Raw genomic sequence first — 14,327 nt, forward strand, 5'->3', positions numbered from 1 at the left:
AATTTGCTATCGCCATGTTTGTTCGTGTGATCCATGACCACGACCACACGGCCCACGCCCGCCACGAGATCCATGGCACCCCCCATGCCCTTGACCAGTTTTCCGGGGATCATCCAGTTGGCCAGATCGCCCTTTTCGTCAACTTCCATCGCGCCAAGAATGGCCATGGCGATCTTGCCGCCACGGATCATGCCGAACGAGGTCGCGCTGTCGAAATAGGAGGTCTGCGGCAGTTCGGTGATGGTCTGTTTGCCCGCGTTGATCAGGTCGGCGTCTTCGTCGCCCTCAACGGGAAACGGCCCCATGCCGAGCATCCCGTTTTCGGATTGCAACGTCACCGTTACGCCCTCGGGGATGAAGTTTGGCACAAGCGTTGGAATCCCGATGCCGAGGTTCACATAGGTGCCGTCTTGAAGTTCAAGTGCGGCGCGTGCCGCCATTTGGTTGCGATCCCAAGGCATGTGTTGTTCTCCTTTTCGCGTCTGCGCGGTTTACGTAGTGTGCGCCCGTGTGGGGCGCATGTTCAAGGTGTCATTCGCATAGGCCGCAAAGGCGATCCGTGCGTATTCGGTGTTGAGGTGGCGGTTGTCGACATGCGCGCCTGCGGCCTCTTGTGATGAGTTTGGCCATGCATAGGCATTGCGCGAGCGAAATGCGTCATGCAGCGTGTTGCGGGGTTGCGCCAGAAATCCCATGCCAGCCTCCGCCAGATGCGCGCCAATGCTGGCCTCGAACCTTGTCATCCAACGATGCGCGGTGTCGCGATTGCTCAGCGTGGTTATGAACCGTTCATGCCCTGCGCCTTGTTTCCAACTGCGGGCAAGCGGGTAGGGCGCGGGCAGGCAGGTGATGCGCGCATCGCGTCCAAAACGCGCGACAATCGCACTGACTTGCGCGGCAACTGCGCCATCAATAAGCGCCTCTAATGCTGCGGTACTGATCAGGGCGTCCGCCGCGCGAGGGGCGTCTTCCAAGATATCGTGTGAGGCGAGCATACGGGTGATGGATTGAAACGAGAACCGCTCACCCACCATCAAAATATGATCAAACGGGGCTAAATCAATTTGGGTGACCCCGTTCCACTCCAACGCCACATCGCGCGCCTGAGGTGTCGCGCAAAAGGTGGTGCCCTCAAACGTGGCATCGGCGAATTTACCGCCAGGAAGCCCGAATGTCTGGAGAGTGAGGTCGCTGTAGTCTGTGCGCAACTCTGTGAGCGCCTCGCGAAAGCATACGGTGTGAGACGTGCCGAGAACGAGTACTTTCATGTGCGGGTCGCGCGGATCAGCGCCTCCTCACAGATCAGATCATCGTCACCGTTGTCCTCGGCCTGCAAATGCGGCGCGGGCGGCGCATCAGCACCCTGTGGATCATGTGCGGCAAAGAACATCTGCATCGCGGCGGCCACGCCCGCGTCCTCAACCGAGCGTAGATTGTCCTTGTAAAACGAGGACCGCGCAGCGGGGTTAGTGATGACCTCAAAAGATGGAAAGTAGTCGACATCGCCATGTGCGGCGCAAAACTCACCTGCGGCGGCGCGCAAGACGGCTTTGGAATACGTAGTCGCAGCCAGCACATGGGCGGGTGTGGACGTGGCCGTGAGTGGGACGGGCGACACGGTGAGCAGCATTTTCATCTGTGGATTAACCGTTTGCAAGATCGCGCGAACGGCGGCCAAATCGGTCAAAATTTCAGAGGTTGTGGCGTTGTGGAGCGCATAAACGTCCGGATCATACGATCCCGCGATGGTTCCCGGAGCGGTCGGATATACGGTGCCAGTGTCGCGGTGCATCCATGTTTCGGTCAGGCCAAGCGTAAAGACAAACGCGTCGGCTTTGGCGAGGGCGGCACAGATCGCGGTCAAGTGGCGCGCACGTGCTTCGCGAACCAAAGCGGCGCTCTCCAACCCATCAGGTTCCACGTTGGGGCGCTGGGCATCGAAAAAGCGGTCGCCGCGCGTCCACACGGGGTTGGCAGGGGTCAAATCGCCATAGGCCTCGCGCAAGAGTTGTCGCAATTGGCGCACGGTATAGATGTTGCCATAGCGCGCCGAATACATCGCGTACCCAAACCGATTGAGAACATCGCGGGGAAAGAAGCCGCGCGGCGTCTCAGTGTCGATGACGGTCCACGCGCGCTCTTTGAGCGTGCGATGTACATGTTGCGCGAAACATGACCCCGCTGTCATGATCGCGGTGTCTTTGGTTATCTCGAACTTTGGGCGGTACAGACCCTCCATCGCAGTCGGGTCGCATGCCGCAACTGCGGTGCGCCAAAACGCACGTTCTTCTAAGGTGTCATAGGGGGAGCGCACGGCGCTTTTAGGCTGCTGGACGCGTTGTGCGTTGCTCAATCCGCTTTTCGTGGTCGCCTTGGATCAAGCGGTGCACGTAAATGCCGGGCAAATGGATTTTGTCGGGGTCAAGTGATCCTGTGGGAACGATTTCCTCGACTTCCATGATGCAGACCTTGCCACACATCGCTGCGGGCGGATTGAAATTGCGCGCGGTTTTGCGAAATATCGCGTTGCCTGTCTCATCGGCTTTCCATGCTTTGACGATCGCTATGTCAGCAAAAATACCCTCTTCCATGATGTAGGTTTCGGGTTGTCCATTCGGGCCTGTGGGAAAGTCTTTGTGCTCTTTGCCGTCCGCAATCACGGTGCCGACACCGGTTTTGGTGTAAAATGCCGGTATGCCGTGCCCGCCCGAGCGCATCCGTTCGGCCAATGTGCCTTGCGGGTTAAACTCAAGCTCCAACTCGCCCGATAGGTATTGGCGCATGAACTCGGCGTTCTCGCCTACGTAGGACGACATCATTTTGCGGATCTGGCGCGTATCGAGCAATTTGCCCAATCCAAAGCTGTCGACACCTGCGTTATTGGAGGCGACAGTGAGGTCTTTGACGCCACTTTCGACGATGGCATCAATGAGCAATTCGGGGATGCCGCAAAGGCCAAACCCGCCCGCTGCGATCAACATGCCGTCTGTGAGGAGCCCGTCGAGAGCGTCGGTGGCGGAGCCATATACTTTGTTCATCTTGAGGTCCTCTTTCATGGTGTTGGGCTGACAGTGGCGAAGCTGCGGCGCGCTGTCAATATTCTGCACATGCGAAAGAGGGTGCGCCTGCGGCGCGAGATGTGAAAAGAGCGCCACATCGGGCGCTCTTTCGTGTCGGTCGTTTGAGATCCAAGCGCGGCTTAGTCGTCTTTTTTCGCTGCGGGTTTCTTAGTCGCAGGTTTCTTTTTCACTGCGGGTTTTTTGGTGGTGGCTTTTTTCGCTGCGGGCTTCTTTTTTGCCGCGGCTTTCTTTTTGGCCGGCTTTTTCGTTGCGATCAATTCGAGGGCTTGTTCGACCGTGATGTCGTCCGGTTTGATCTCTTTGGGCAAGGTCACGTTGACCTTTTCCCATTTCACATAGGGGCCGTATTTCCCGTCCATGATTTTGATTGCGCCGCCGTCGGGGTGATCCCCTAGCTCTTTGAGGGCTTTTGCACCCGCGCGACCACGACCTGGATTTTCACGTTTGTGCGTGATGAGTTCCATCGCGTGGTTCATCCCAATCTCGAACACTTCGTCCGGATTGGTCAGGTTGGCGTAGATCGGCTTTTCCTCATCGGGAAGCTGGTGCATGACATAGGGGCCAAAACGGCCAAGGTTCGACGAGATCGCGCCGCCATCGGGATGCATGCCGATTTCGCGTGGCAGGTTGAGCAATGTCAGGGCTTTTTCAAGATCAATGCTCTCAGGGGCCCACCCTTTGGGCAGGGATGCGCGTTTGGGCTTTTTGTTCTCTTCGGTGACTTCGCCGCGCTGCACATAGGGGCCAAAGCGGCCAGAGCGTAACGAGATATCGTCACCGTTGTCTTGGCCAAGAACCTTTTCATAGCTCTCGGCCCCCTCACCACTGATCGGGCGGGTGAAACGGCATTCTGGATAATTGGAACAGCCGACAAAGCCCCCAGAGCGGGACGTTTTCAGGTGCAAGCTGCCTTCGCCACACTTGGGACAAACGCGCGGATCAGACCCATCATCGCGGGCGGGGTAGAGTTGCGGGGCGAGGGCATCGTCGAGCTTGTCGAGCACTTCGGAAATGCGCAACTCAGACGTCTCACCGATTGCGGCAGAGAAATCGCGCCAGAACCGGCCCAAAACCTCTTTGTAGTTGCGTTCGCCTGCGGACACCTCGTCCAACTCGGCCTCAAGATCAGCGGTAAACTCGTAGCCGACATATTTGCGAAAGAAATTCATCAAGAAGATCGTCACAATCCGCCCTTTGTCTTCGGGGATCAGACGGTTTTGTTCCTTTTTGACGTATTCGCGCTCTACGATTGTCGAGAGGACAGATGCATAAGTCGAGGGGCGGCCGATGCCCAACTCTTCCATACGCTTGACCAGTGTGGCCTCGGTGTAGCGGGGTGGCGGGTTGGTGTGATGCTGTAGACCCATCACAGAATCGTTGTCGCCCATCAATGCGGTTTTGTCCGTGGCTTGGTCGGTCAAACCACCCGCAATGCGTTTGAGCGCGTCGCCTTGGGTGATCTGGGGCAAACGACCCTCGTCATCCTCGTCCACGTCATCGCGGCCTTCGGTGTAGACGGCCATAAAGCCGTCGAACACCACGACTTGACCTGTGGCGCGCAACACGACTTCGCGGTCATCGGATGTAATCTCGACCGTGGTGCGCTCCATACGTGCGCCTTCCATCTGGGCGGCAATGGTGCGCTTCCAGATCAGGTCGTACAAGCGCGCTTGGTCTTTGTCGGACAGGTTCACTTTGTCAGGGGCGGCGAACATATCGGTTGGGCGAATACACTCGTGCGCCTCTTGGGCGTTCTTCGCCTTGTTTTTGTAGATGCGCGGGCTTTTGGGAACATATTTGTCACCATATCGGTCCGCAATGGCCTGACGGGCTTGGGTCACGGCCTCTGGTGCCATGTCGATGCCATCGGTTCGCATGTAGGTGATCAGGCCCGCCTCGTAGAGACGCTGTGCCGAGTTCATGGTTTGACGCGCCCCAAAGCCGAATTTGCGGCTCGCCTCTTGTTGTAGGGTCGAGGTCATAAAGGGCGCGGAGGGGTTGCGGGAGGCGGGTTTGGCCTCAACCGTATCAACGTGTAAACCGCGTGACGAGACCGCCGCCACGGCCATTTCGGCCCCGATTTTGTCGTGAAGATCAAATTTGTCGAGTTTTTTGCCCGACAATTGCGTCAAACGCGCCTCGAAAGCTTGACCGCGCGGGGTCTCAAGCAAGGCTTTGACTGTCCAGTATTCTTGTGGGTTGAATGCCTCGATCTCTGTTTCGCGCTCCACGATCAAGCGCAAGCACACCGATTGCACGCGGCCCGCAGAACGCGCGCCGGGCAATTTGCGCCACAAAACGGGCGAGAGGTTGAAGCCCACGAGATAGTCGAGCGCACGCCGCGCCAGATAGGCCTCAACCAGAGGTGCGTCAACTTGGCGCGGGTTTTTCATCGCCTCGGTGACAGCTTTTTCGGTGATCGCGTTAAACGTGACACGTGACACGGCCGTCGACTTTTTGATCGCCTTGCGCTTGGTCAATGCTTCTTGCAAGTGCCACGAAATGGCTTCGCCTTCGCGGTCAGGGTCGGTTGCGAGAATGAGAGTGTCGTCGGTCTTCAGGGCATCTGCGATGGCTTTGACGTGTTTGCGGCTGTCAGCGCCGATCTCCCACGTCATCTCGAAATCGGCGTCTGTATCGACCGATCCGTTTTTCGCCGGCAAGTCCCGCACGTGGCCATAGGACGCCAGCACCGTGAAGTTTTTGCCGAGATATTTATTGATCGTTTTGGCTTTCGCCGGAGATTCAACAACTACTACGGGCATGCTTTGTCCTCTTACATAACTTTGCGGGCCTTATGGCGGGGCAAAATGTGCTGCGCAACTGGCGATTGTCAATTGGGTGAAAACGCAATTTCTTCCCCTGCCCTTAAGGGCAGGAAAAAGTCGCACTCTTTTGCGTTTGTTAGATCAGGGACAAAAGCCCGCCAGATTTGCGGGCAATACGGCCCGATAGCTCCAGATTGAGCAGCTCGGCACTGATCAGATCTTTGGGGGCATCGAGGTCACGCATGAGGGCATCTTCGGGAAGTGCGGTTGTACTCAGGCGCGCTAGAATTTCGGTGTGGAGGATGGAATGCTCGGACAGGCTGCGCGTTTGTGCGCGCACTGGCGGGATCTTGACGGGGGATGCAGTCGCGATGTGGCGTGAGGCGGGCGAGGCTGATCGCACGCGCTTGGCGGGTGGCGCGCTGGCGAGGGCATCCAGAACATCGCGGGCGCTGCGGATCAACGCGGCCCCATCGCGCAGCAAGATGTTACAACCGGAGGCGCGTGCGTCGAACGGGTGACCCGGCACGGCCATCACGTCACGGCCTTGATCCAATGCGTTGCCTGCGGTGAGGAGCGATCCGGATCTGGCGGCCGCCTCAACGACGATGGTGGCGCGGCTCAACCCCGACACGATACGATTGCGCATGGGGAAATGACGCGCGAATGGTTTCATGCCCAATGGTTGCTCGGACATCACAATGCCAGTTTCGCAAATGCGATGATAAATGGCTGTGTTTTCTTTTGGATAGATCGTGTCGAGCCCGCCCGCCAAAATGGCAATTGTGCCGGTCTCAAGTGCGCCTTCGTGCGCTGCGGCGTCGATGCCGCGCGCCAGTCCGGATACGATACCAAACCCCTCACGGCCAAGGTCAGCGGCGAGCGTTCGCGCAAAGCGAACCCCAAGCGAGGAGGCGTTTCGCGCGCCCACGATGGACAACATCGGGCGCTCGACCAGCGACAAATCACCCTTCATCCAGATGAGGGGCGGGGCGTCAGCGAGGGCGAATAACAAAGCCGGATAGGCAGCGTCACTTTGCGCCACTAATGTGGCTCCAAATGCGCGACCTGCGGCCAGTTCGGCGGTCACGACTCCCTCGGGGCATATCTGGTAATTCGAGACACCGGCGTTGCGCGCCACGTGGGGCAATGCATCCAAAGCGGCTGCTGCTGTGCCGTGTTCCGCGATTAATTTGTGAAAGGTTGTTGGGCCGACGCGGCGCGATCGCAAGAGGCGAAGGAGGACAGCTTTGTCTTCCGCAACGTGGGGTGGGGTGAGGGGGTGGTGGGAAGGGATGAAATCCATTTTAGCCGCCTCGCTCCGTCTCTTGCATCCTTAATATCGCGCAAATTGGTTAACGGCTGGTTATCAAAACACAAAAATGTTGAACCGCATTTAAAATATTCGGAGCAACGCAACGTTGCGTCAGGGTTTGGTCTTGGAGATGTGCCCATTGACGGCAAGCGCCGCGCCCGCACCGATAATAGTCACCATGCCAAGCACGCTCAGCCCCGTAGGCGTATAGTTGAACACCGCCCAACCAAGCAGCGCGGCCCAGACCAGATGCAGATAGTTGAGCGGGGCGATAATGGCGGCGGGTGCTTCGCGGTAGGCCACGGCAAACAAGAAGTGTCCAGAGGTGGCGGTGATACCGACAAACACCATCAATCCCAAATCGTGAAGCGGGGGGCGAACGCTTGATAGATGCGGAAGCGCCATAACCACGAAAAAAATCGAGCCGATGAGCGTGACAAAAAACAGCATGGAAATGGCGGTTTCTGTGCGTGAAAGGCTTCGTGTGAGCAAATGGAACGCAGTGGCACAGCTCGCATTGCTCAGCGCCCAGAGCACGCCAATCGGATCGAGGCCAGATCCAGGACGTAGCACCAAAAGCACGCCCGAAAATCCCAGAACGGCAAAAAAGACACCCCAACGCGTCACCTTTTCGCCCAAGATTGGCACGGCAAGCGCCATAACGGCAAAGGGCGAAAGATAGAGAATGGCGATGGTCTCTCCGACGGGCATGAGGCGCAGCGCATGGCCCATGGTCAAGGACGCAAGCGTGAGAACACCCGCCCGCACGATCACCAGTTTGGTGCGGTTGGTGCCCCATAGGGACTTGCCCATGCGTGGGCCAAAGATGACCAATAGCAGGATCAAACTCGACAAATAGCGCACCGCCATCACCACAGGAACCGGATAGGCCATCGTCAACTGTTTGCTAAACACATCGGTCAACGCAAAGAAAAGGGTCGTGAGCGCGACGAGCACAATGCCCAACAAAGGGCGGCCTGCATCCGGGGCAGAGGTGTGGCTGATCGTCATGTGAATGTGAGCTTTCGGGTTGGTGCGCACTGCGTGGCGTAGTGTCGCATGGTACAGATGCACTGGGCTAGGCGCACACACCAAGAACGACAATGGCCTGTGCGTACATCGTCCAAGGTGGTGCGCGGTGGTGTCCGTATTATTTTGCCGAGCCGCCCACGGTTAGCCCACCGATCATCAGGGTTGGTTGTCCCACTCCCACGGGCACCCATTGGCCTGCTTTGCCGCAATTGCCCATGCCGGGGTCAAGGGCCATGTCGTTGCCGATGTGACGGATATGTTTGAGGGCGGTGGCCCCATCGCCAATCAGTGTCGCCCCTTTGACCGGTGCGCCGACAATGCCGTTCTCGACACGGTAGGCTTCGGTGCACGAAAACACGAACTTGCCGTTTGTAATGTCGACTTGTCCGCCGCCAAAGCCCACGGCGTAAATGCCGTCTTTGAGGTCGGCGACAATATCCTCGGGCGCAGTATCACCGCCCAGCATGTAGGTGTTGGTCATGCGCGGCATCGGTGTGTGGGCATAGCTTTCGCGGCGTCCGTTTCCGGTAGGGGCCACGCCCATCAGGCGGGCGTTTTGGCGGTCTTGCATATAGCCGACGAGCTTGCCGTCTTCGATAAGGGTGTTCTTTGCGCTGGGGGTGCCCTCGTCGTCGATGGTGATGGAGCCGCGACGATCGGGGATCGTGCCATCATCCAGAACCGTCACACCCTTTGCGGCCACTTGTTGTCCCATCAAACCGGCAAATGCGGAGGTTTTCTTGCGGTTGAAATCGCCCTCAAGGCCATGCCCGATAGCCTCGTGGAGCAAAATGCCGGGCCAGCCTGGCCCTAGGACGACATCCATCACGCCCGCAGGGGCCGGGATGGCTTCGAGATTGACACAGGCCACGCGCAATGCCTCGCGGGCGACTGTTTTCCAGTGATCAGGGTGCATCATTCCGGTCATGCCCGTGCGCCCGCCGCCCCCCGATGACCCACTTTCGCGGCGTCCGCCCTGTTCGACGATGACCGAAACATTCAGGCGGGCCATTGGGCGGATGTCGGAGACAAGCCCGCCTTCGGGACGCAGGATGAACACCTCTTGATAAGAGGCGGCAAGTGATGCGGTGACTTGAACCACGCGCGGATCAAGGTCACGCAGATAGGCGTCGATCTCGGCCAGCGTGTCGATTTTGGCGTCAAAGGCTGCGCCGTCCATCGGGTTTTCGTCTGTGTACAGCCGTGTGTTGGTTGCGCGCGGTGCATCCGCCATCGTGCCGCCGCCGTGACCCACAGCCAGCCTTGCAGTTTCGGCGGCGCGTTTAATAGCGCTTTCAGAAATTTCGGTGGAATGCGCGTATCCCGCCGTTTCGCCGCGCACGGCCCGCAACCCGAATCCCTCGCTCGCGTCATAAGAGGCGTTGCGAATCCGTCCATCGTCAAACACCAGCCCTTCCGAGGTGCGGCGTTCAAGAAATAACTCTCCGTCGTCGGCCCCATTCACTGCTTCTTGCAGTGTTTTGAGGGCTGCATCGCGATCCAGAGCATCGTGGAATGGGTCAAAACGTCTCGGTGACATAAAATTATGGTCCTCAGGGCTTGATCTAGATCAAAAAAAGCGGTCAAACGGGAACCCAATGATGGGCGTTGAATGGCTAGTATGACTCTCAGCGCCAAAGACACAAATGGAAATGCGTTCGACCAACGAGCGCGGTGACACAGGGCACGTCGTCCTGAACGTACAAACGGGAAGAGAATATGCGCACTAAATCCCTCACCTTAGGTCTAACGGCCGCCTTTTTCGCAGCATCTGGCGCAGTTTCCGCCGTTGCCCAAAGCGCAGGCGAGATGCTTGGCGCTCCACGCCCAAAGGGTATCGACTTCCAAGAGCCCGCGACAGAACTCGCACGTGACCTCCAATGGCTCGACGGCATGTTGAACTGGGTCATCGGTGTCATCGTTTTGTTCGTGGTTGCGTTGATCGCAGTCGTAATCGTGCGCTTTAACCGTCGTGCGAATCCGACACCCGCAACCTTTACTCACAACACCCCGATCGAGGTGGCTTGGACGCTTGTACCGATTTTGGTCCTTGTTGTGATCGGTGCATACTCCCTTCCGGTTTTGTTCAAGCAACAAGAAATCCCAGAAGGCGATATTTACATCAAGGTAACGGGCAACCAGTGGTACTGGACCTATGATTACGTGGACGAAGGTTTTGGCTTTGACAGCTACATGATTGGTCAGCCTGCGACAGTCGGCAACTACGTGCGCACACCTGAAGTCGAGCAAGCGCTCATTGACGCAGGCTACACAACTGATCAGTTCCTTTTGGCCACAGATACCCGTGTTGTTGTGCCCGTTGGCAAAGTTGTTGTGATGGGCGTGACAGGATCTGATGTGATCCACTCGTGGACCATTCCGGCCTTTGGCGTAAAACAAGACGCCGTTCCGGGGCGTGTGGCCGAGCTTTGGTTCAACGCCGAAAGAACAGGCACCTTCTTTGGTCAGTGTTCCGAGCTATGCGGCAAAGACCACGCCTACATGCCAATCACGGTCGAGGTTGTCTCCGAAGAAGACTACGCTACTTGGCTTGCTGAGGCGAAAGAGGAATATGCGTCCCTCGATACCGGTGCTCAGCTGATCCAACTGGCCTCCGCCGAGTAAGAGGCGCGCTCCTTGCGCAGGTGCGGGAGCGATACATGTTTAGCGCGGGCGGCATTCATCGCCCCGCTCTGGCAAACTGGCCAACGCACGACATCGCCGCCCCCGACACGAGGCTCAACTCGCATGAGCCCAAGACGGGGCGGCAGTTACCCCAAGGACACCCCGCGCGATGACTGACGCGACCATCAATTTTGACGACGAACGCGAAGCGGGATTTGGCGATTACTTTGCTTTGCTAAAGCCACGCGTGATGTCTTTGGTGGTGTTTACGGCACTGGCGGGCCTGTTTGTGGCGCCAGGCAATATACATCCCTTTGTCGCATTCTTCTCGATCTTGTGCATCGCCATTGGCGGCGGCGCATCTGGTGCGCTGAATATGTGGTATGATGCCGATATTGACCGTGTGATGAAGCGCACGGCAAAACGGCCTATTCCGGCAGGCAAGGTTGAGGCGGGCGAGGCGCTTGCTATTGGTCTGACGTTGTCGGGCTTTTCGGTTGTTATGTTGGGCCTTGCGTCCAATTGGGTTGCCGCGGGCCTTTTGGCTTTCACCATCTTCTTTTACGCCGTGGTTTACACCATGTGGCTCAAGCGCTCGACGCCCCAGAACATTGTGATCGGTGGCGCCGCAGGGGCGTTTCCCCCGATGATCGGTTGGGCGGCTGTGACGGGTGATATCACACTCGCCTCGACGTTGATGTTCATGCTGACGTTCATGTGGACGCCACCGCATTTCTGGGCTTTGGCGCTATTCATGAATTCCGATTACGACAAGGCCAAAGTGCCGATGTTGACGGTGACACACGGCAAACGCGTCACGCGCGCCCACATCCTTGTCTATACATTCGCACTGGTTTTGACGGCCTTCGCACTCTTCCTCACCCCCCTCGCAGGGTGGAGCTATCTGGTCGTGGCCGTGGTTATGAACGGGGCGTTCCTAAAAGGTGCGTGGGATATCTACCGCCGTGACGAGGCGCAAGCCGAGGCGGATAAGTACAAGGTTGAGAGATACGTCTTCAAGCTGTCGCTCGCCTATCTGTTTTTGCATTTTACTGCCCTGATGGTGGATAGAGTGCTGCGTGATTTTGGCATAGGAGGTCCATTCTAATGGCCATCGCAAAGCTTCACAAAGTTCACAACAGTCGCAAATCACGTAATGTTGGCCTTGGCTTGGTTCTTGGTCTTTTCGTCGTATTGGTGATGAGCCTGACCGTGGTCAAACTCACCGCACAAAACAACGCGCTGATGCCCGGCGTTGGCCCTGCGCAACAAGGGATCACAAAATAATGGCACTGGCAGGACCGCAAAAAACCGCAGCTCAACTCGTTGGCGTTGTCTTTGTGATGGGCGCGTTGGCATGGGCATCTGTCCCGTTTTACTCATGGTTTTGTAAAGTGACCGGCTTTGGCGGCGAGACGTCTGTGTCCGATACCGGATCTGATGTGATTCTGGACGAAACCATCAAAATTCGGTTCGACGCCTCCATTGATCGCGGCTTTCCATGGGAGTTCAAACCCGTAGAGCGCGAGATGGAATTGCGTATTGGCGAGACAGGTTTGGCGTTTTATGAGGCGACCAACACATCTGATCGCCCCATTGCCGGCACCGCGACCTACAATGTTGCCCCGTTCGAGGCGGGCGGCTTTTTCACGAAAATCGATTGCTTTTGCTTCACCGAACAGGTGTTGCAACCTGGAGAGAGCGTGTTGATGCCCGTGACTTTCTACGTCGATCCCGAAATCACCACGGACAGGGATGCAAAGTTCGTGCATCGGATCACGCTGTCCTATACATTCTATGAAACAGATATGCCTGAGGATTACGCCGCCTTGAACAGCGACGTTACCAAAGACACCGACATCAACTAACCCGTTAGGGACCATCTCAAGGGAGAGGGACGCACTTATGGCGCACGAAAAGAACCACGATTATCACATCCTACCAGCGTCACCGTGGCCGCTGCTTGGCTCACTTATGGCGTTTATCATGCTGTTTGGTGCAGTTTTGTGGATGTCACCGGCTGTCGACAACAACCAACCCTTCGTCTTTTTGATCGGGTTTGTTGGTGTGCTCTACGTCATGTGGAGCTGGTGGCGCGAAACGATCCTCGAGAACCAAGCGGGCGATCACACGCCTGTGGTTCGCATTGGCCTACGCTATGGCTTCATCATGTTCATCATGTCCGAAGTCATGTTCTTTGCCGCATGGTTCTGGGCGTTTTTCAAGAACGCGATGTACCCCATGTATGAATATGCAGGGACAGAATACGTCAAACCGGAAATCATTCCCGTTGATGCGTTCCACCTTCCACTGATCAACACGCTGCTGTTGTTGTGTTCGGGTGCGATGGTCACATGGGCGCACCACGCCCTTGTCCACGGCAATGTGCGCAAAGACATCGTGGCCGGCCTTGCGGGCGGTGTGTTGTTCGGCGCAGTGTTCACGCTGTTCCAAGTCTATGAGTATTATGAATTGCTCGTTCACGAAGGCTGGACGTTTGGTGGTGAATTCTTCTTTGGGGCGTTCTTCATGGCCACAGGATTTCACGGTGCACACGTCATCATCGGCACGATCTTTTTGTTGATTTGCTTGTTCCGTGCGCAGCGCGGCCATTTCACATCTGAGGATCACATCGGCTTTGAGGCCGCCTCTTGGTACTGGCACTTTGTGGACGTTGTATGGCTCTTCCTCTTTGTGGCGGTCTACGTCTGGGGCCAGTAACGGCTTTGCGTATTTAACGCGTATGAGAAACGACATAGAAGGGCGCGGGGGCAACTCGGCGCCCTTTGTCTTTGGAGGCTTGCCTGTATGAAACGCGGTTTTCTCACCACTTTGGTTTTCGGCCTTATCGGCTTTGCGATCCTGATCGCGCTTGGCCTTTGGCAAATGGGTCGAATTCCGCAAAAGGAAACCGAAATCGCACAGATCGAAGCAATGATTTACGATGCTCCTGTGGCATTGCCGCTTACCCCTGATCCTGATGCCGATGAATACCGGCCGGTGCGTGTCCGTGGCACACTTGGCGCGGCGGAGTTGCATGTATTGGTCTCGTCGCGTGATTTTGGCGCGGGGTTTCGCATCATCGCTCCGCTCACGTTGGAGGATGGTCGCACGGTTATGCTGGATCGTGGATATGTGCCAACGGCGGCAAAAGAGGCCGAGCGCCCAATAGGGGATATCGAGGTGGTTGGCAACTTGCAGTGGCCGGACGAGCGTGACCGCTTCATTCCCCAAGACGACCCCGCTGCCAATTATTGGTATGCGCGGGACGTGACGAAAATGGCTCAGGCGCTTGAGGCTGCGCCGATCTTGATCGTTGCACAGGAGTCTACGGGGACTGGAATTTTGCCGCTACCGGTGAGTGTCGCGGCAATCCCCAACAATCACTTTAGCTACATGGTCCAGTGGTTTTTATTCGCCGCCGTTTGGTTCGGGATGACAAGCTTGCTCCTGTGGCGTATGAGGGCCAGACGCGGGTGAGGCCCGTGTGATGCAAACTGCCCCTAG

General features: G+C 57.1%; 14 protein-coding genes. 6 read left to right on the top strand and 8 right to left on the bottom strand.

The annotated features are described in order from the left end of the window. The 8 genes from ACTG34_RS05030 to tldD all read right to left on the bottom strand — a co-directional run. Positions 1 to 461 (bottom strand): 3-oxoacid CoA-transferase subunit B (locus tag ACTG34_RS05030; protein ID WP_439103901.1); only part of this gene is annotated, 461 nt, incomplete at its 3' end. Between the two features lie 30 nt (positions 462 to 491). Beyond that, on the bottom strand, positions 492 to 1,268 hold the full coding sequence (locus ACTG34_RS05035; RefSeq protein WP_439103902.1) for a hypothetical protein: 777 nt from the start codon (positions 1,266 to 1,268) through the stop codon (positions 492 to 494). Next, on the bottom strand, positions 1,265 to 2,353 hold the full coding sequence (locus tag ACTG34_RS05040; protein WP_439103903.1) for a GSCFA domain-containing protein: 1,089 nt from the start codon (positions 2,351 to 2,353) through the stop codon (positions 1,265 to 1,267). Before ACTG34_RS05040 ends, ACTG34_RS05035 begins: the two co-directional genes overlap by 4 nt. Continuing rightward, positions 2,322 to 3,038: a CoA transferase subunit A gene (locus tag ACTG34_RS05045; protein WP_439103904.1), complete on the bottom strand. Its 717-nt coding sequence runs from the start codon at positions 3,036 to 3,038 to the stop codon at positions 2,322 to 2,324. Before ACTG34_RS05045 ends, ACTG34_RS05040 begins: the two co-directional genes overlap by 32 nt. Before the next feature lie 161 nt (positions 3,039 to 3,199). Beyond that, positions 3,200 to 5,845, bottom strand: a complete 2,646-nt coding sequence (gene topA / locus ACTG34_RS05050; protein ID WP_439103905.1) for a type I DNA topoisomerase — start codon at positions 5,843 to 5,845, stop codon at positions 3,200 to 3,202. A gap of 139 nt (positions 5,846 to 5,984) precedes the next feature. Further along, entirely contained in the window at positions 5,985 to 7,154 is a 1,170-nt protein-coding gene (gene dprA, locus ACTG34_RS05055) for a DNA-processing protein DprA (RefSeq protein ID WP_439103906.1), read from the bottom strand. 120 nt (positions 7,155 to 7,274) lie between these two features. Further along, the gene (locus ACTG34_RS05060; protein ID WP_439103907.1) at positions 7,275 to 8,174 is read right to left on the bottom strand and encodes a DMT family transporter; all 900 of its coding nucleotides are present in this window, start codon (positions 8,172 to 8,174) and stop codon (positions 7,275 to 7,277) included. A gap of 139 nt (positions 8,175 to 8,313) precedes the next feature. Next, complete coding sequence (tldD, locus tag ACTG34_RS05065; protein ID WP_439103908.1) at positions 8,314 to 9,735, bottom strand: metalloprotease TldD; 1,422 nt, start codon at positions 9,733 to 9,735, stop codon at positions 8,314 to 8,316. A 179-nt stretch (positions 9,736 to 9,914) separates the two neighbouring features. Here tldD and coxB point away from each other — a divergent pair, with 179 nt between their 5' ends. From coxB to ACTG34_RS05095, 6 genes are all read left to right on the top strand, one after another. Beyond that, the gene (coxB, locus tag ACTG34_RS05070) at positions 9,915 to 10,820 is read left to right on the top strand and encodes a cytochrome c oxidase subunit II (protein ID WP_439103909.1); all 906 of its coding nucleotides are present in this window, start codon (positions 9,915 to 9,917) and stop codon (positions 10,818 to 10,820) included. 169 nt (positions 10,821 to 10,989) lie between these two features. Further along, complete coding sequence (gene cyoE / locus ACTG34_RS05075) at positions 10,990 to 11,928, top strand: heme o synthase (RefSeq protein WP_439103910.1); 939 nt, start codon at positions 10,990 to 10,992, stop codon at positions 11,926 to 11,928. After that, positions 11,928 to 12,107: a hypothetical protein gene (locus tag ACTG34_RS05080; protein WP_439103911.1), complete on the top strand. Its 180-nt coding sequence runs from the start codon at positions 11,928 to 11,930 to the stop codon at positions 12,105 to 12,107. Before cyoE ends, ACTG34_RS05080 begins: the two co-directional genes overlap by 1 nt. Next, positions 12,107 to 12,688, top strand: coding sequence for a cytochrome c oxidase assembly protein (locus ACTG34_RS05085; protein WP_439103912.1), 582 nt, complete (start codon positions 12,107 to 12,109; stop codon positions 12,686 to 12,688). Before ACTG34_RS05080 ends, ACTG34_RS05085 begins: the two co-directional genes overlap by 1 nt. Before the next feature lie 37 nt (positions 12,689 to 12,725). Then, a complete protein-coding gene (locus ACTG34_RS05090) occupies positions 12,726 to 13,541 on the top strand; it encodes a cytochrome c oxidase subunit 3 (protein ID WP_439103913.1) in 816 nt (271 codons plus the stop codon). Positions 13,542 to 13,628: 87 nt separating this feature from the next. Next, on the top strand, positions 13,629 to 14,300 hold the full coding sequence (locus ACTG34_RS05095; RefSeq protein WP_439103914.1) for an SURF1 family protein: 672 nt from the start codon (positions 13,629 to 13,631) through the stop codon (positions 14,298 to 14,300). The last annotated feature ends 27 nt before the right edge of the window (positions 14,301 to 14,327 follow it).

Source organism: Celeribacter marinus, assembly GCF_965656515.1.
GTDB classification, from domain to species: domain Bacteria; phylum Pseudomonadota; class Alphaproteobacteria; order Rhodobacterales; family Rhodobacteraceae; genus Celeribacter; species Celeribacter marinus_D.